At 40.5% G+C, this 17,960-nt stretch carries 15 protein-coding genes; 9 read left to right on the top strand and 6 right to left on the bottom strand.

All coding sequences use genetic code 11. The features are described from left to right. Positions 1-20: 20 nt before the first annotated feature. A complete protein-coding gene (gtfA, locus tag H5201_RS01365; protein WP_182717626.1) occupies positions 21-1,493 on the bottom strand; it encodes a sucrose phosphorylase in 1,473 nt (490 codons plus the stop codon). Positions 1,494-1,670: 177 nt separating this feature from the next. Here gtfA and H5201_RS01370 point away from each other — a divergent pair, with 177 nt between their 5' ends. The 3 genes from H5201_RS01370 (at position 1,671) to H5201_RS01380 (ending at position 6,538) form a co-directional block, all read left to right on the top strand. Continuing rightward, on the top strand, positions 1,671-2,900 hold the full coding sequence (locus H5201_RS01370; protein WP_182783551.1) for a sugar MFS transporter: 1,230 nt from the start codon (positions 1,671-1,673) through the stop codon (positions 2,898-2,900). Positions 2,901-3,067: 167 nt separating this feature from the next. Next, on the top strand, positions 3,068-5,461 hold the full coding sequence (locus tag H5201_RS01375; RefSeq protein ID WP_182783553.1) for a TonB-dependent receptor domain-containing protein: 2,394 nt from the start codon (positions 3,068-3,070) through the stop codon (positions 5,459-5,461). Positions 5,462-5,590: 129 nt separating this feature from the next. Further along, positions 5,591-6,538 carry a carbohydrate kinase gene (locus tag H5201_RS01380; RefSeq protein WP_182717628.1) on the top strand — a complete coding sequence of 316 codons (948 nt, stop codon included), beginning with the start codon at positions 5,591-5,593 and terminating at the stop codon, positions 6,536-6,538. Positions 6,539-6,629: 91 nt separating this feature from the next. Here the strand turns inward: H5201_RS01380 and H5201_RS01385 are convergent, their stop codons facing one another. The 3 genes from H5201_RS01385 to H5201_RS01395 all read right to left on the bottom strand — a co-directional run bounded on the left by H5201_RS01385 (position 6,630) and on the right by H5201_RS01395 (position 8,469). Next, positions 6,630-7,010, bottom strand: coding sequence for an STAS/SEC14 domain-containing protein (locus H5201_RS01385; RefSeq protein WP_182739483.1), 381 nt, complete (start codon positions 7,008-7,010; stop codon positions 6,630-6,632). Positions 7,011-7,134: 124 nt separating this feature from the next. Next, positions 7,135-7,827, bottom strand: a complete 693-nt coding sequence (locus H5201_RS01390) for a cupin domain-containing protein (protein WP_182717630.1) — start codon at positions 7,825-7,827, stop codon at positions 7,135-7,137. Between the two features lie 21 nt (positions 7,828-7,848). Continuing rightward, positions 7,849-8,469 carry a glutathione S-transferase family protein gene (locus tag H5201_RS01395; protein WP_182717631.1) on the bottom strand — a complete coding sequence of 207 codons (621 nt, stop codon included), beginning with the start codon at positions 8,467-8,469 and terminating at the stop codon, positions 7,849-7,851. A gap of 180 nt (positions 8,470-8,649) precedes the next feature. Between H5201_RS01395 and H5201_RS01400 the strand changes: the two genes are divergently transcribed. Continuing rightward, positions 8,650-9,168 (top strand): TetR/AcrR family transcriptional regulator, encoded by a 519-nt coding sequence (locus tag H5201_RS01400; protein WP_182717632.1) that lies wholly within the window; start codon positions 8,650-8,652, stop codon positions 9,166-9,168. A gap of 81 nt (positions 9,169-9,249) precedes the next feature. On the opposite strand, the gene H5201_RS01405 is transcribed toward H5201_RS01400, so the two are convergent. Further along, positions 9,250-10,713, bottom strand: coding sequence for a carbon starvation protein A (locus H5201_RS01405; protein ID WP_182783555.1), 1,464 nt, complete (start codon positions 10,711-10,713; stop codon positions 9,250-9,252). A gap of 244 nt (positions 10,714-10,957) precedes the next feature. Beyond that, entirely contained in the window at positions 10,958-13,459 is a 2,502-nt protein-coding gene (locus tag H5201_RS01410) for a S8 family serine peptidase (protein ID WP_182717633.1), read from the bottom strand. Positions 13,460-14,050: 591 nt separating this feature from the next. On the opposite strand from H5201_RS01410, the gene H5201_RS01415 reads away from it, so the two are divergent. The 5 genes from H5201_RS01415 to H5201_RS01435 all read left to right on the top strand — a co-directional run bounded on the left by H5201_RS01415 (position 14,051) and on the right by H5201_RS01435 (position 17,679). After that, positions 14,051-15,565, top strand: a complete 1,515-nt coding sequence (locus H5201_RS01415; RefSeq protein ID WP_182783557.1) for a curlin — start codon at positions 14,051-14,053, stop codon at positions 15,563-15,565. Between the two features lie 33 nt (positions 15,566-15,598). Continuing rightward, the gene (locus tag H5201_RS01420; protein ID WP_145234525.1) at positions 15,599-16,000 is read left to right on the top strand and encodes a curli production assembly/transport protein CsgE; all 402 of its coding nucleotides are present in this window, start codon (positions 15,599-15,601) and stop codon (positions 15,998-16,000) included. After that, the gene (locus tag H5201_RS01425) at positions 15,990-16,430 is read left to right on the top strand and encodes a curli assembly protein CsgF (protein WP_149981821.1); all 441 of its coding nucleotides are present in this window, start codon (positions 15,990-15,992) and stop codon (positions 16,428-16,430) included. Before H5201_RS01420 ends, H5201_RS01425 begins: the two co-directional genes overlap by 11 nt. Next, a complete protein-coding gene (locus H5201_RS01430) occupies positions 16,431-17,204 on the top strand; it encodes a CsgG/HfaB family protein (RefSeq protein WP_145234530.1) in 774 nt (257 codons plus the stop codon). A 97-nt stretch (positions 17,205-17,301) separates the two neighbouring features. Continuing rightward, positions 17,302-17,679, top strand: coding sequence for a DoxX-like family protein (locus H5201_RS01435; protein ID WP_182767329.1), 378 nt, complete (start codon positions 17,302-17,304; stop codon positions 17,677-17,679). Positions 17,680-17,960 lie beyond the last annotated feature (281 nt).

Consider the following 17,960-nt stretch of genomic DNA (forward strand, 5'->3'; position numbering starts at 1 on the left):
TGACTGATTGTAAGGTTAACTTAGTTTAACAAATCATTTAGTGAGGTGAGTATTTGCTCATTCCCAGTGCGTGCAATTATTAACGCTTCGCGACGTGCAAAATTAACTTTTAGGACAATTTCACTGTCGTTTAATAGCCACTTTAAAGCACAACTATTGTCATCACCTTCAACACTAAACTCACCTGCAAAGGCACTGTGAGTATTACGTATCTCAATTAATTTTAGTAATCCCTGTACAACAGGCTTTGCAAGAGACTGCGCAATGATATCAGCATCTAAATATGGACGATTAATATCACGACCTACATTTGATTTTGCTAGTAACGCCATATCATTTTCAGCTGCGAATAAGCCACCGTAGTAAACTTGTGGTACGCCGGGTGCAAAAAATTGAATCGCGCGCGCAACTAAATAGTCAAAATCATTTGCGCCTAACGCATTGTAATAAGTGCAATTTACTTGGTACAAGTCGACATTACTGGCAGCAGCCCCAGTTGCTTGGCGGCTTTGGTTATTGCTATTTGCATGAATAGTTTCAACTAGATTATCAATTTGCGCTGCATTTAATAATCCTGGCTTATCACCCATTGGACCCGCATCAATAATACCAATGCCATCATGGGTATCGAGTACTGTTAAGCAATTACGTGGTGAAATATTTAACCACTTTACAAGTGCATCACTGTTATTGGTAAATAAGCTGTGCAAAATCAATGGTGGTAATGCGAAGTCATAAACCATATTGACCCGCTTTGCGACGTCAACTTGAGTTTGATAATGGCTGTGGATTTCAGCAATTGTTTCCATACCCAATGCATTAGCTTGCGCCGATAACTTATCTAAATAATCAAACGTTTCATCTAGCATAAAGCAGTTTGTGCCGGCTTGCTTAATCGCGTAACCCGCCGCATCTAAACGAATAATATTAACGTTATTAGCAGAGAACTTCGTTAATACATTATTTAAATACGCAATGCCCGCAGCAACTTTAACATTAATGTCGATTTGATTATCGGTAAACGTGGTCCAAAAATCATACGTTTGACCATCGCCACATGGCATTGGAGTAAAACAACTGCCAGGGCGCGGGCGATAAATCGCTTTTTGCTCGGCGTCGCTCATGCCATTTGGAAAGACATCTTCTTTAGTTAAAAATAAATCCCAAAACGAAGATGCTTTGCCTTTTGCCAGTACGTCCTGAAACTGAAAAGATTGCGCCGATACGTGGTTTACAATCAAATCGGCCATCAGATCATAGTCTGCGCCTAACACTTGAATGTCTTGCCAAGTACCGATCCGTTCATCCACGGCACTATGATCAATAGGGTCAAAGCCTGCATCACTACCATCAATTGGATTATAGAAGGGCAATAGGTGCACACCTCCAAATACGCCGTGTAATGGGCCATTTAAAAGTGTGGTCAATGCGTTGATATCTTGACCAGTGATCCGATCAGCGTATGTGATCAATTGAACTTTATTCTTCATCATTGTGTGATTACCATGTTGAAACTTAATCGATTAAGATATATCTTTAACTAGCGAGTGAGAATTTACAAGTAATTTTTAATAATTTTACATACAAAAATCGTGGCTTACGTAATACTACAATAAGTAACTAACTGACTTACTGAGTGTTAACTGAGCATTTAACGAGGAAAAAAGTACATGACAAAATCACACACACACGTAAGCAGCGACCCGTTGCAACAAATACGCTGGCTTACATATATGATGTTTTTTATGTTTGCCATGACTTCTGATGCGGTGGGCATGATCATACCTGAACTTATTAAAGAGTTTGGTTTAAGCATGACCCAAGCAAGCGCGTTCCATTATGCACCTATGGCGCTAATTGCTTTTAGTGGATTGTTTTTAGGTTTTTTAGCAGACAGTTTAGGGCGTAAAACAACCATCATGCTAGGCCTTTTAATATTTTCGGCGAGCTGTGTCTTGTTTGCGTTTAGCACCAGCTTTACCTTCTTTTTATTGCTACTTTGCTGCATAGGCTTAGCCATTGGTTTATTTAAAACGGGTGCGCTTGCGTTACTTGGTGATATTTCACATAGTAACGAAGATCACACTAAAACGATGAATAAGGTAGAAGGCTTTTTTGGCATAGGCGCCATTGTAGGGCCAGCTCTAGTAGGCGTCTTACTGGTGCAAAATGTAAGCTGGACTTACCTGTACATTATTGCAGGTGTAATGTGTTTAATTCTCGCTTTACTAGCGTGGCGTGCAGACTACCCAGCCGTTGTAAAAACCACAGCAAAGCCCACTTCGCTTGCCACCACCATGAAAATGATCAAAAATCCGTATGCGCTAGGTTTTTCTCTGGCAATTGCCCTTTATGTGGCCACGGAGGTTGCTATTTATGTATGGATGCCTACGCTGTTAAAAGATTACACTGGCTCTTGGCCACTACTTGCAACCTATGCATTGACAATATTTTTTGTACTGCGTGCCGCAGGGCGATTTATTGCCGTATGGTTACTAAACCGCTATAGCTGGCAAGGTGTTATGGCCTATTTAAGCTTAGGCATTGCGCTGTGTTATGTCGGTACATTATTCGGTGGCGTTGATTGGGCTGTGGGTTTATTGCCGCTTTCGGGGTTATTTATGTCGATGGTTTATCCGACTTTAAACTCTAAAGGTATATCCTGCTTTGCAGTGCAACAGCACGGTGCTGTGGCGGGCGTGATATTATTTTTTACCGCACTTTCGGCGGCTTTAGCACCCTTGTTCATGGGTATGATCAGCGATTACTTTGGCCATGTGCGTTACGGTTTTTATTTAGCTACGGGCTTTGCTGTCATTTTATTTTTAGCTATGCTGTTTAATTATTTTAAAGATCCATCAGCAACGGCTTTACAGCAAGATAACCCTGTAACTGAGTAAACCTATATTCTAAGACAATAAAAAATACTTTATAAATCAATGAATGAATAAAAAAAGAGCAAATTAAGCACAAAATAATTTGCTTCTTGTAAAATATTTGTTATTTTTACTTAATCGATTAAGTAAAAATACAAATCCAATTGGGTTCAACACAACGAGGCGTAACCATGACAACACACAACACACCTTTATATTTAATCAGTGCATTAGCACTTGCCGTAAGCCAAGGCGTACATGCGCAACAACAAGATCAAAATTCTCAAGTACAAGCTAACAAAGGTCTTGAAACAATCGTTGTAACTGGTGTACCACGTCGTACAACGATTATGGCATCAAGCGTATCAGTCAGTAGCTTGTCGCTTGAACAGGTTGAAGTGTCTACACCTCGCTCAACCGCTGAGGCGTTTAGAATCATTCCGGGTATTCGCGCAGAATCGACCGGTGGTGAAGGTAACGCAAACATTGCTGTGCGTGGTTTACCTGTGGCATCTGGCGGTGCGAAATTTTTACAATTACAAGAAGACGGTTTACCTGTACTGCAATACGGTGATATCGCTTTTGGTAACGCTGATATTTTTATGCGCTTAGATAATACCGTACAAACAATCGAATCAATTCGTGGCGGCTCAGCATCGACGGCTGCAAGTAATGCACCTGGTGGCATTATTAACTTTATTTCTAAAAATGGTGAAAACGAATCAGGCAGCGTATCAACTACTCTGGGCCTCGATTACGATAGCGTTCGTACAGACTTTGAATACGGTACTTACCTAAGCGATAGTGTACGTTTTCATGTCGGTGGCTTTGTTCGCCAAGGTGAAGGTCCACGCGAAACAGGTTACACATCAAATAAAGGCGGGCAAATTAAAGCCAACCTAACCAAAGATTTTGAAAAAGGCTATGTTCGAATTTATTACAAGCATTTAGATGATAAAAGCGTAGGTTACTTACCGATGCCAATGTATGCAAATGGCGATTCTATCCCTGGGTTTGACGCACAATCGGATACACCACACTCGGCATTATTTACAAAAACAGTGCGTCTAAACGGCGAAAACCAAATTAGCAGTGGCGATATTCGCGACGGTATGAACCCTAACGTTGACTCAATTGGCTTTGAAGCAGTATTTGACTTAGATAATGATTGGCGTATCGAAAACCGTTTTCGTAAATCATCTGTAAGCGGTAACTTTAATTCACTTATTCCTGCTGAAGTAGGCAGTGCAACGTCGATTGCAGAAAGTATTGGCGGCGCAGGTGCAACACTCAGCAATGCAAATACTGGGGCTGCATTTAAAGACAATTTAGCAATGCGTATTCATACGTTTGACGTCACAATGAACGACTTTGACTCTATTGTGAACGACTTTAAATTGACTAAATCGCTCGATGACGACACCAGCATTACGTTTGGTTACTACGCATCAACGCAAAACATTGCCATGTCGTGGTTATGGAACTCTTATCTAATGGAGCTTAAGGGCGATAACGCAGCCTTATTAAATGTCACAGCTGCCGATGGTACTGAGTTTTCTGAAAATGGTTTATACGCATACGGAACACCTTTTTGGGGTAACTGTTGTCAGCGTGATTACGACACAGAATACGACACTCGCGCCCCGTACGTTGCATTTTCTACAAAACTTGGCGATGTAAGTATTGATGCAAGTGCCCGTTACGATAGTGGCGAAGCTCGCGGTAATTACGCAGGTGCAGTAACCTCTACAGTTGATATGAATCGTGATGGTGAAATATCCGTTCCTGAACAAAATGTTGCAGGCATTGATATTACTAATGCCAGCCCAGTTAACTACGACTGGAACTACACATCTTATTCAATTGGTGCTAACTATCAAATTGACCCAAGTCTGGCAACATTTGCTCGTATCAGTAAAGGCGGACGAGCGAATGCTGACCGACTTTTATTTGGTAAAGTACGTGCAGATGGCTCTGTTGCGAAAGAAGATGCTGTAGATGAAGTTAATCAATATGAGTTTGGGGTTAAAAAACGTTTTGATTCCTTCTCTGTATTTGCAACTGCTTTTTATGCAGAAACTGAAGAGCAAAATTTTGAAGCTACATCACAAACCTTTTTCGACCGTGAATACGAAGCCAAAGGGATTGAGATTGAATCAACTTACTTCATCGATGCGTGGGATTTTCGCGGTAACTTAACCTGGACCGATGCTGAAATCGTTAAAGATGCACTAACACCGGAAGTAGAAGGTAATACGCCTCGACGCCAAGCAGATTTAATTTACTCACTAATGGCGCGTTATAGCTACGAGAAAGGTGCAGCTGGTGTAAGCTTTATTGGTACTACCGATGCATACGCTCAAGACAACAACGACCTTAAATTTGATGGTTACACCCAAGTAAATGGCTTTGTAAGCTACGATTTATCTGAAAACCTTAGCATCGCGCTTAATGTAAATAACCTATTTGATACAGTCGGTATTACTGAAGCCGAAGAAAGTTCTATCCCAGATAATAATATTATTCGTGCCCGCACTATTAACGGCCGTACAACGTCACTAACACTTAAATACCTATTTAATTAACCGAGCTTTAGTATTTTTAAGCGCTGAATAATGTATTTTCAGCGCTTGATCTCCTAACATCTATTTACCTTGAAAGACTCTCCCACTACTTTTGACCTAGCCCTTGCTAGGTTTTTTAGGATTTACAATATGACCAAATTACTTAGCCTTGGCGAGCTGCTTATTGATATGCTGCCGCAAGATTCTCAAAACAGTGCTTATTTACCCATTGCTGGCGGCGCTCCTGCCAATGTAGCGGTAGGTTATGCCAAACTGGGCGGCAAAGCGGCTTTTTGTGGCGGTATGGGCGATGACTATTTTGCTAAACAATTAAGTAAATCGCTTGCGCAATATAAGGTAAGTACAGAGTACTTATTTACAATTAAAGACTCTCAAACGGCCGTGGTTATTGTCAGTTTGGATGAAACCGGTGAACGCAGCTTTAATTTTTATCGCCACAATACCGCCGATTTACTGTTAACGAGTGAGCATTTAAACCATATCAAATGGGATGAATTGAGTACCCTACACTTTTGTTCCAACACGTTAACTAATTTAGCCATTGCGCGCACCACGATCAATGCTTTAAAGCTGGCTAAAAAGAACCATAAGCTAGTCAGCTTTGATGTGAATTTACGCTATAGCTTGTGGCAAAATAGCAATGACATTGAGCAAAATGTACACGCGTGTTACGCCTATTGCGATATAGTTAAGCTATCGCGGGATGAGCTAAATTTTTTAGCTGAGCAAACACAGCAAACACCTGATGATTACTTGCAATCGATTCTAGATACGGATGTTAGCTTAGTGTTTTTAACCGATGGTCCCGCGCCTGCAACCGTTTACCATAACGCATTTGCATTTACTGAAGCTGCACCAATTATTACGGCGGTTGATACCACCAGTGCGGGCGATGCGTTTATTGCCGGGGTTTTGTATTATTTAAATCATAATGATGAAAATATATTGCTCACGGATAAACTCAACAATCAGCAAATAGTAAAACGCGCTTTAAATTTCGGCCTTCGCTGTGGTTCAAAAGCCTGTTTAGCCAAGGGAGCATTTCCCGCATTACCAATGTTAGTTGATGTAGTTTAAAAGATTAAAGCCCATGTTAATGCCAGTTAATTAGTATTGACTGGCATGAAACAATAACAGCGCTTGGTATTTACAGTATTTTATAAATACCCTACTCTTCTAGCCACTCAATTGCAGCTGTCGCATTTTCAAAATAGGCCATTTCACCTGATACAACGCGGTTTCCTATTTTAGCAATATTGGACTGCCATTTTTTATTGCCATAAATAGCAACTTTTTTCAGCTCTTTATTGTGTTTTATACCTAACTTTAAATCATCCCATGCGGCTCTAAAGCCACCGCCCTGAAACTCGATACTATCAATGAGTACATTTATTATTGGCTGTTTTACTTGCGATAAGGCTGAATCAATCATCGGGGGGATGGTTTTATAATCTTCGTGAGTAAGCTTGCCAACCGCTTTTAAGGTTAAGAAAAACTCACGGCCTGCGCCTTCAATATCAATAGATAAACCATGGTTTAAATGTGTCATAACTTAGTCTCATTTATACGTTAAGGTTTGAGAATACGTTAAGTTAGATTAATAAATTATGAAGCAAATCAAAATACAGCTGGAAAAGTAAAAAGTGAGCATTTGCTCACTTTTTATATAAGCTTTAAGGGTTTTCCAAGCGATGAATTTGCTTATCTGCATCCGTTAAATGACCTGTTTTAAGCCAAACTTTTGCGCCTTCACTGCCTGCTTTAGCATTAACCATGCTGTTTATGGGAACTCTTAACCAACTGTTTTTTACAAGTGTATCGCCCTGCTCTTCAAGTGAACCTTCAAGTACTAAAAGCTCAGCCCCACCGGGTGCATTTATCGCTATCTCGGCGTTCGCTTTAAAATGCATTAAACTCACCTCTTCAAAGGCGTCTTTATAAAGAGGAGCTACATTTACATCACTAAACTCAGCGTGAGGAACACCTTGCATGGTATTAGTTTGTAAACGTACATGCTCTCTGTCCTCTGGCTGAAACTGCCATAATTTTACAAATATAACGCAGCCGCTTTCGGAGCCTGGAGTATGCTTTGATTCGGGCGGATTACGAATATAAGAACCCTTGGGGAAATCACCATGTTCATCTTGAAAAACACCTTCAAGCACAATAAATTCTTCACCGCCGGTATGTGTATGGGCAGAAAAATGGCTATTTGGCGCATAACGTACAATGCTGGTTGCGCGTGCAACCTCATCGCCTACTCTATCAAGTGGACGCCTATCAACACCCGCCATCGGTGACGCTATCCACTCGAGTGATTCACTGTGCACGACAACACGTTTGCTAAAGTCTGCTGCAATTTTCATATTTGCCTCCAAATTATAAATCTATTTAGCAATACTTGGACGCTGCGCGACCTTTTGTTGCCATGCAATTAAATGTGATAGCTCACTTGGAATAACAATTTGTGCAAAGCCTGCAAACACCAGACCGGCGTACAAAGTAATATCTGCAACAGTAAATTGCTCACCGGCAACATAAGCAGAATTGGCTAACACTGTATTAAAATAAACAAAACCTTGGTGCGCTTTTTCACCTTGCTTTGCTCCCCAAGCAACATTTTGATAGGTTTCAAGTGCTGGGCCTAAACCATCCGTTGCATGATGAAAGTAACTGGCTACCGCATCAAGGACCATTGACTCCGCACGCTTTTGCATCATATTAATCACCGCGCGTTCTTTTGCCTCAATACCCGTTAATGAAGGGCCAGCAAAAGTGGTATCAATATATTCAGTAATCGCGGTGCATTCCGCTATATATGTCCCGTCATCTAGCTCTAAAACAGGCACGCCTGCTAAGGGGTTTTTAGCTAAAAAGGCTTCAGTACGATGCTCACCATTTAATAAATCAACAGCAACAAATTCAACTTTGTCAGTCGCATTTTTTTCAGCAAGAGCAATACGTACACGTAATGGATTAGGAAAGTTTTCTACGTCATAAATTTTCATAATTATCTCTTTATATTTTTAACCACAGTTTGAACTAATATTGGTAAGATCAAGCCCGCCTACCTACTGATAGGTAACTTATATTAAGATCTCGATCTTTGCAAACTAAAAATAAAAGAGCTTGAAAATAACTACCTACTGGTTGATAATTTTTTGCAGCGATATGAAGGAAGTTTTAAAATGACAAAAAAAGCAGCCCTGTTAAAAGCAGCAGAAAATAAGGTTAGACTTGGTGGCTATAGCAATTTTAGCTTTAGAGAGTTGGCGAATGAAATTGGTATTAAAAGTGCGAGTGTGCATTATCATTTTCCAACCAAAGCTGATTTAGGTGCTGAACTCGCGCATCAATATACGGATGCCTTTATCGCTGTGCTTGGCGAACCGGAGGCACACAAAGCAAACGGTAAAAACCCTATTGATATTTACACGCAATTATTTACAAACGCGTTAGTTATAGATAAAAAGATGTGTTTATGTGGTTTACTTGGCGCACAAAGTGACAGTCTTCCTGATAAAGTGCGCGATGAAGTAAAACGCTTTTTCATTAAAAACTTAGCCTGGTTAACTCAAGCACATAAAATAAATGGAGAGCTTAATCCTGAACGTGCCGCGATTAAAACAGTGAGTTTATTAGAGGGCGCGATGATGATCAGTAACACCCTTGACGATATTAGTTACTTTGAACAAGCCATTTTCTAACAGGCATTACGTCACTTTAGAACTATAAAAAAAAGCGAGCTTTACAGCTCGCTTGTTACGTCATTAATACACTGCAGTGTATTAATTTACACGCACTTTATGTTTTGAATGTACTATAGCTAGTGCAATAAATCCTACCACAGCAACCACAACACCAATTGGTTTGCCCATATCACTTGATAAGTTAAGGCCAATTGCAGCGGTCATGATGTACGATAACGTAACGGCTGTAGCTATTACTGCAGGAATACTCGCAATCCAATGGAATGTTCCACGGTCAAATAAGTACTTAGTCGCAAGCCATAACACACTCGTAGAAAGCAGCATGTTTGAAAATGCGAAGTAGCGCCAAATAACAGAGAAATCGAGTTTTGTCATAAAGTATGCGATTGCTAAAATTGGCACCGCAAGCAATAAACGATTACGCAAACTTTGCGGAATATTAAACGCATCAACCACGGTTAAGCGCAGTGAACGAAACGCCGTATCACCTGAGGTAATTGGGAATACTGCTACTGCAATAATCGCCATAATTCCACCAAACACACCTAAATAACTGTTTGCTATATGATTAACCACTAAACCTGGGCCGCCTAAATCAAGCATTGCTTTTAAACCTGCATAGCCTTCTGGGAACGCAGCAATACCAGCCAGTGCCCATACACAACCAACAATACCTTCACACATCATTGCGCCATAATAAACTGGACGAACGTATTTTTCGTTAGTTAAGCAACGTGCAATAATTGGTGCTTGCGTAGAGTGAAAACCACTAATCGCACCACAGGTTATGGTAATAAACAATAATGGCCAAGTAGGTAATCCATCTGGATTTGGAGTTAAAAAGTCGTGGGCATGATCAGCTTCAAAATACGCTAAAAAATCACCTGCTACTGGTAAATGCGGCGCATTAATTAACAGTGATACAGCAATTGCAACTGTCATCACAATCATTAATAAACCAAAAACAGGGTAAAATTTAGTAATGATTTTATCAATTGGCAGTAAAGTAGCTAAAAAATAATAGGCCAAAATTGCCAAAACCCAAAAGGTATTATTGGCAAATATAGTATCTTTAAATACGTCTAAGTTACTTAATAATCCAGCGGGGCTCATTATGAATACCACGCCGACAAAAAACAGTAACATCGCCGTAAATATTAACATCAAGCCTTTAAATACAACGTTATAATATTTACCTGCAATTTCTGGTAAGCTTTTGCCATCCTCTTTGATACTCATAACACCTGAGTAAAAGTCGTGTACAGCTCCACCTAATACATTACCGAGTACGATCCAGACCAAAGCAATTGGTCCATATAGAGCACCTAGAATAGGGCCAAATATTGGGCCTACCCCTGCAATATTTAAAAACTGAATTAAAAACGCACGAACAGGATGAATTGCAACATAGTCAACACCTTCGCTAAAGCGTTTTTGTGGTGTATCAATGGTGGCGTCCATACCAGCTTGTTTTTCTACAAAGGGACTGTAGAACTTGTAACCTAATATTAAAATAGTCAGGCAGATAAAAAAGATGATCATAAGCACGTTTCTCTTTTTGTATTATAGAGCGCGTTGTCAGTCGCCCCGAATTTCAAACTATGGGTAATCGTTGAACGTTAGCAGAGCCTGTTAAAATCCACAATACGACTATCTGATAATATTATTAGATGTTTGAAGTGCCGAGTTTAACTATCAGGAACAATATAGTAGGCAATAAAAAAGCCTTGCAGGGGAACAGCAAGGCTTGGGACTTCACGGGGAATTATTTAAATGTTAAGTGCACTTATTCAAATGTCACTGTTACGATATTTGAACATACATCTGCTGTAACACAAACTTGGTAATCATAGGCTGGCAAAGTTGCATTACGTAAGAAGTCACGGTGACGGCCGTTATCAGTCGTTGTTCCTACAAACTCACCATTACGATATACATTAAGTGACTGAGCACCCACTTGTTCCCAGCTAAGATCAACACGCATAGTATTAAGGCGTGTTTTATTGGCACGTACCAAACTCAACTCTATCTCAACATCACTCACAACCACGGTTTGCGTTGTTGTATCAGTATTGCCTTCGCTATCAGTAACCGTAAGGCTAACGTCATAATTACCTGCTTGTGCATAGGTATGAGCGGGGCTTGCATCGGTTGACGTTGCACCATCACCAAAGTCCCAGCTCCACTGCGTGATATCATCATTTGCATCACGGCTGCTGTCTGTAAAGCTCACAGAAAGACCTTGTGCATCAAACTCAAAACCGGCCTCTGGTGGCTGCGGGCTGACTTCACCAATGGCACTAAATGTAAGTGACCAATTATTCAGCGTACCTGTATCTGCTGCATAGGTATCTTCAATATGTAATACCCAATCACCCGTTGCCACTTCACCATTAAAATCAGCTAAAGAGTAGCTTTGAACTATATCATCTGCGCTACCGCCTGATTGACTATGTAATGTAGAGCTTGTTCCGCTAGGCGAAGTTAACGTAACGATTAAATCACCAATGTAAGTATGTGAAATATCAATACTCGCTTGAGTTGCAAAAACAGTCAGTGGATCATTTACGGTGATCACAGAATCAACACCGTCAACATTGTTATCGGGGATTGCTACTGCGGTATCATTCGTATAGGTAAAATCATTTAAGCCAACAGGATCAACTAATAAGCTTACTGACTTCTGCTTAGCCAACTCGCCAGAAGATGCATTTACGCTAAAGTCATAGCGCCCCCATTGTGTTGACTCTTGAGTTGGCACACTAAGTATCACCACATCACCAGGCGTTGCAGTGTTTGCTGATAAACTAGCACCAGCTAAATCGCCAATTAATTCAAGATCTACAACCCCTTGCCACTGGGCAATTGAGCCAATTTCAAATGTATATGTTGCCGTTTCACCGGCAGTGATCTGCTGAGCTGTTGGTGTAACAGATAGTTTAAAGCTTGGTGTAGGGTCTGCCTGCTCAAGAGCTTGATTAGCGTTTAAGCGTTTGCCCGATACGGTCTTCCCTGCCAGTTGTGCATTATCATCGCCACTATCCATAAGCAGCTGTTTAAGCTCACTTGTTGATAAGTCAGGATTGAGTGATAGTACCAAAGCAGCGACACCCGCAACATGCGGTGTGGCCATTGATGTACCAGAGTAAGTGGCATAACCATTACCCGGTACGGTTGATAAAATAGCGCTCCCTGGTGCGGCTAAATCAACACTGGTTAAACCCCACTGTGAAAAGTCTGACATATTATCGTTACGATCAGTGCTGGCCACTGACAACACGCTTTCATGCTCATAATTGGATGGATAATGTGGATTTTGATCATTATCAACGGCGTCATTACCTGCAGCGGCAACAAATAAAATGTCAGCTTGTTCGCTGGCGGTTATCGCATCAGCAAGCGCTTGGCTAAAGCCACCACCGCCCCAACTATTATTTAGTACGCGAACATTTACACCCGCATTTTTCAGACTCACCATATAGTCAATACACTTAATAGCGTCGGATGTAGAGCCACTGCCTGATGCATCTAAGAACTTACAACCAACAATCGCCGCTTCATGATTAACACCCACAACACCATTATTGTTATTACCTGCAGCGCCGATTGTCCCTGAGACATGCGTACCGTGACCTTGGTCATCCATTGGATCGCCAACATTTGTAATGGCATTAATACCATGCACGTCATCAATGTAGCCATTACCATCATTATCGATGCCATCGCCTGCGATTTCATTCGGATTTATCCACATATTTGCCGTTAAATCACTATGACTGTGATCTACACCAGTATCGATAACGCCCACAACGACATCTTTACCACCTGTTGTAATTGACCATGCTTCGAGTGCATCTATATCCGCATCGGCCGTTCCACCAGATTGGCCTTCATTGTGTAATCCCCACAACTTTGAAAAATCAGGGTCATTAGGAGCCGTAGCAATGCTCACGCGATAATCTGGCTCAACATATTCAACCGCTGCATGTGTTTGCAGTAATTTAATTGCTTGCTTGGTGCTCATGCCAGTTACTTCAAACTTAGCTAGACGACCAGATAAAATCGACGAATAGTTGTCATCAACACCATCTTTATTTAAATCACTTACTTTAGCTTTTACTAAACTGCGGGCTTGACTACGCATTGCCACAGAAGTGCCTTTTTTATACATAACAAGCAATGAGTCTTGAGAAGCTCGTGCTGAAGGCTCTGCAGCAATGGTTGTTACTTGTGCTGCAGCTAAACATGGCAAAATAGCCAAGCTTAAAATAGATAATTTAGTTTTCATATTTTGTATCCATAGTTAGAAATATTAACTTAGCTTTGTTACTAAGTTTCGCTAACTTCACTACTTTTGAAATATCACTGGCAAGCACCATAAATGACAGAGAAAACCAAAACCAGACAAGAAAAATTCAATAAATTACTAAAAAACCAGTCTTTAACACTGTTTTTAACGGTCAATTTATTAACAACACAATCGTTTTTATGAGTAATTAGCGCTCAGTAGATGCCTTACTCGCCTCATCTTTTATTACCAGATTATTCAACATTCCAAGCTGATTACGGTGGAAAACAAGTAAGCAATTGAAAAGAAAGTAGATTAAAAATCATAAAAAGAGATGATTTCGAATATTACGTTTACACAATAAAGTTAACCGTCAATTGGTAGCAGTGCGTAAGTAAAAAAGCATTAATTGCATAAAACACAACACTGCATATCAATATAATTCTTCACTCACTTTTGTATGAGTGAGCTTTTTGCTCTTGATATCACAAAACTTAAATCGGCAAGGCATGCCGAACAAACTATGCAGAACATTAAGGTATCCACAACCCATTAATGACTGCTCTAATAATTATAAGTTAAGGAAAAATCATGAAGTTAAATAAATCTTTATTGACATGTGCAATCACAGTTGCATTAAGTTCAAGCTTTGTTGCACACGCAAATATCGACGATAAAAACCAATCAACCTCTGTATTAGCAAGTCAAGTGTCAACTACTGCGGTAGGCAATGTCCTCACTATTGAACAAACATCATTGCAAGGTATGGGTAACGATGTAATGGTCACGCAACAAGGTGATGGCCTTGAAGCAAACGTAACAAGTTTAGGCGATAACAACAGCATTAATGTTGATCAAAAACAAATTCAAAACTTGTCTTTAACGTACGTAATAGGCGATAACAACACCCTAAGTCACAGCCAAGATGGTGAAGTTAATGGCGCTCTATCAGACATAACAGGCGATGATAACTCAGTCAATGTTGCGCAGTTTGGCACGGGCTTTTTTGGTATTAATAACGAAGCGATTAACGTAGTTCAAGGTGATGCTAACGACATTGCAGTTACTCAGCAAGATGGCGGCCATTGGTTTTATAATTTGGATTTGCAAGGTAATAGCAACAAAATTAGCGCATCTCAAGCAGGCCTTTTAAATGAAGCAACGCTGGCAACTATTAGTGGTGACGAAAACACCATTGAAGTTACTCAAAACGGCTTGTTTAACGCTTTTACACTTACTGAACTCGTTGGTAATACGAATGAAGTAGTAATAGCACAAGAAGGTAATTTCAACGGCGTTACGGTTGCTTCTGTTCGCGGCGATGAAAACAGCTTAGACATCGAACAAGCGGGTGATTCAAATACTGCGACTTTTGCAAGTGTTGAAGGAAACGAAAACACCCTATCAATCGACCAAGAAGGTAATACCAATACCTTCACATCTGAGTTATTTGCCGGTAATGACAATCAAGTTTCGGTTGATCAACAACAAGATAATAATCAAGTTGGGGCTGATGTATTAGGTGATAACAATGAACTCACTGTTATGCAAAATGGCTCAATGAACGAGACCTACTTGGGCACAATTGGCGCTGACAATGAATTCTCAAGCGTTCAAATTGGTAACGAAAACAGCGCTCACATCGCTAATTTTAATGGTCAAGGCAACGACGTTGATTTAGCTCAAGCCGGTGACATGAATACCGCTTTAATTCAATCTTCGTACCCTGACACATCGCTTACTTCAAACGATAATGACATTAATATCAGTCAATTAGGCAGCACAAATGAAGCAACATTAACCTTTGCAAGTGTGCTAAATAGTAATAACAATAGCGTTGATTTTAGCCAAAGTGGCGATCTGAATGCGATTGATTTAGTTATGGAAGGCAGCAACCATTCTATTGATATTTCGCAGCAAGGCGATATGAATATGGTAGCAGGTATCGATACGGGTGCATTTATCGTTGGTGGTGACAACATCAACTTCACAGTCACACAAGTAGGCAATGGCAACTTAGTTGAAGGTGCTATTACCGCTTCTAACACTTCAGTCGTGATCACCCAAGTGGGCGATTACAACACAGCAACTGTGAGCCAAGAATAAGGATATTGGGGGGCACGTCCCCCCATATTAAACATGACATTAGTTAGAACGCTTATTACCGCGCTAAGCCTGCTTTTTTTAACTACCTTTAGCCACTTATCTCAAGGCGCTGACGAATTAGAAATAGATGGCCTAGTGCTCGATCGCAGCATTAGTCGCTTTGGTCACCAGTTTTATTTTGAATTTTCAAACCTTTGGCGCGACCTACCCTCAACCGCTGGTTTTAATATAGAAATAAAAGAGACCGTACTTCCTCGGGCTGGCACAAAACTGACCTTAGTAATGAATAATCAAATTGTATATGTAACCTATTTAGGGCGTCGCTTGGAGCCTATTGATGAGCGTGTAGAACACGCTTTATACAGTGTTATGGATGCGATGGCGCGCTCTAATTTACATAAAGCTTCGCCCGATATGGCAAAAAATGGATGGTAAAATGGCCCCCTACTCAAGAAAATATATAACAACAATTATAATGATATTACTCCCCTTATCTGTATCTGCAACAGAGCTTGTGTATACCCCCATTAATCCAAGTTTCGGAGGTAGTCCACTCAATGCCAGTATGCTATTAAATAAAGCGCAAGCGCAAAATAAACATAAAGCACCAATAATTGAACAAAGCTACGCTGAGAAATTTCAAGATTCTCTAGAACGTACCTACTTAAACCGCATGGTAAGAGAGATCACTGATATTGCCTTTGGTGAAGATATAGATGAAAGTATTTTTAACCAAGATTCAATTTTTTTAAGTGGTGATTACGAAATTCAAGTGATCACCAGTACCGTAGATTCAATTACAGTGCGAATAACCAACACCACTGACAACAGTGTCGTGGTCATTGAAGTACCGAGGTTTAGCTAAATGAAAGCGCTATTTATTGCAGTACTTACCCTGGCATTATCCGCATGCAGTAGCATGGGCAATTTGATCCCACCTTCGCAACAGTTGGCCGCAAGTTTAACCCCCACTGAAACCTTTAAAGCACTTCAACAGTTACCAACACCTGCTGGCAGTATCGCCGTATCGGTATATTCTTTTCGTGATCAAACGGGGCAATATAAACCGCAAGGCAATGTTAGTTCATTTTCAACCGCCGTCACTCAAGGGGCTAATTCCATCTTAATACAAGCGCTGCACGAATCTGATTGGTTTATTCCGGTTGAACGTGAAGGTTTGCAAAATATTCTGACTGAAAGAAAAATTATTCGTGCCGCCCAAGCCGAACAGCCAAATGCTGTTGAATTACCACCACTGACCACCGCTAAAATCATTTTAGAAGGCGGTATAATTAGCTACGACACCAATGTAAAAACCGGTGGTTTTGGCATGGAATATTTTGGCATCGGCGCGTCAGAACTCTACCGCGAAGATGCAATCTCGATTTACTTACGTGCCGTAGACGTGCGTACTGGGCAAGTATTATTGTCCGTAGCCACCAGCAAAAAAGTGCTCAGCCAAGAAATGCGCGCAGGGTTTTTCCGTTATGTTAGTTATAAACGTTTAGCCGAAGCCGAAGCGGGTTTTAGTGATAACGAACCGATGAGTATTTGCGTAACCCAAGCAATTGAAAAAGCACTCAGTGATCTAGTCATCAAAGGCATAGATAAAGGCATATGGGCAACAAAGCGTAGTTAATTAAACACTTAACATGATTGCTTTGGTAAATAGTTAATTCATTTACTAAGGCCACATGCTAATCTCTAAAATTAATCTTGCTTGAAAAGGAAGCTGTATGTCATCAGTCCAAATTGCCCGATATATCATTAGTTTTAGCTGGTTATACCACGGCATATTTCCAAAACTTGTGCATATTGCCCCGCTTGAAAAACTAATAACTGCAAGCCTTGGCTTTTCAGAATCGATGTCTTATTTAATCACTAAATCGGCGGGGGTCGGCGAGGTCGCCTTCGCTATACTGCTATTTATATATTATCAATCTAAAATAATCATTGTTTTAAATATCATTGCATTAGTTGGGTTACTATTCTTTGTTGCTGCGCTACAACCACAACTTTTAGTTGAAGCATTTAACCCCGTGACTACAAACTTGCCAATTATTGGCCTAAGCTTAGTGCTATTAAATTGCCTAAAGGCTCAGCCCAATAACTAAGTTGGGAAAATAATCCAATGGTAATTACCGATTGAGTGCTATATAAAACAAAGGTTATACGTGCTCTGAGATCTGTTTGGCTAAAGCTGCAAACTCACTGTCGTCGGCTCTTTCACAATCGTGAGATGATAAATTTCAAAAACATACCTGTTCGCCCCACTCCCTCTAGCGCAGAGTCAAAAATGCCAAGGCACCTTGTCTTCCCAAACAGGATGATAAGGTGCCTTACCTGAAACAATATAACAAAATATGCAGTTACTAATGGTCCATCCTACTGATTA

The organism is Pseudoalteromonas sp. SG43-6 (assembly GCF_014164365.1).
GTDB lineage: Bacteria > Pseudomonadota > Gammaproteobacteria > Enterobacterales > Alteromonadaceae > Pseudoalteromonas > Pseudoalteromonas rhizosphaerae.

What these genes read in the sequence shown, in the direction of transcription:
- gtfA (WP_182717626.1), bottom strand. Translation starts at nt 1,493, where the DNA reads ATGATGAAGAATAAAGTTCAATTGATCACATACGCTGATCGGATCACT.
- H5201_RS01370 (WP_182783551.1), top strand. Translation starts at nt 1,671, where the DNA reads ATGACAAAATCACACACACACGTAAGCAGCGACCCGTTGCAACAAATA.
- H5201_RS01375 (WP_182783553.1), top strand. Translation starts at nt 3,068, where the DNA reads ATGACAACACACAACACACCTTTATATTTAATCAGTGCATTAGCACTT.
- H5201_RS01380 (WP_182717628.1), top strand. Translation starts at nt 5,591, where the DNA reads ATGACCAAATTACTTAGCCTTGGCGAGCTGCTTATTGATATGCTGCCG.
- H5201_RS01385 (WP_182739483.1), bottom strand. Translation starts at nt 7,010, where the DNA reads ATGACACATTTAAACCATGGTTTATCTATTGATATTGAAGGCGCAGGC.
- H5201_RS01390 (WP_182717630.1), bottom strand. Translation starts at nt 7,827, where the DNA reads ATGAAAATTGCAGCAGACTTTAGCAAACGTGTTGTCGTGCACAGTGAA.
- H5201_RS01395 (WP_182717631.1), bottom strand. Translation starts at nt 8,469, where the DNA reads ATGAAAATTTATGACGTAGAAAACTTTCCTAATCCATTACGTGTACGT.
- H5201_RS01400 (WP_182717632.1), top strand. Translation starts at nt 8,650, where the DNA reads ATGACAAAAAAAGCAGCCCTGTTAAAAGCAGCAGAAAATAAGGTTAGA.
- H5201_RS01405 (WP_182783555.1), bottom strand. Translation starts at nt 10,713, where the DNA reads ATGATCATCTTTTTTATCTGCCTGACTATTTTAATATTAGGTTACAAG.
- H5201_RS01410 (WP_182717633.1), bottom strand. Translation starts at nt 13,459, where the DNA reads ATGAAAACTAAATTATCTATTTTAAGCTTGGCTATTTTGCCATGTTTA.
- H5201_RS01415 (WP_182783557.1), top strand. Translation starts at nt 14,051, where the DNA reads ATGAAGTTAAATAAATCTTTATTGACATGTGCAATCACAGTTGCATTA.
- H5201_RS01420 (WP_145234525.1), top strand. Translation starts at nt 15,599, where the DNA reads ATGACATTAGTTAGAACGCTTATTACCGCGCTAAGCCTGCTTTTTTTA.
- H5201_RS01425 (WP_149981821.1), top strand. Translation starts at nt 15,990, where the DNA reads ATGGATGGTAAAATGGCCCCCTACTCAAGAAAATATATAACAACAATT.
- H5201_RS01430 (WP_145234530.1), top strand. Translation starts at nt 16,431, where the DNA reads ATGAAAGCGCTATTTATTGCAGTACTTACCCTGGCATTATCCGCATGC.
- H5201_RS01435 (WP_182767329.1), top strand. Translation starts at nt 17,302, where the DNA reads ATGTCATCAGTCCAAATTGCCCGATATATCATTAGTTTTAGCTGGTTA.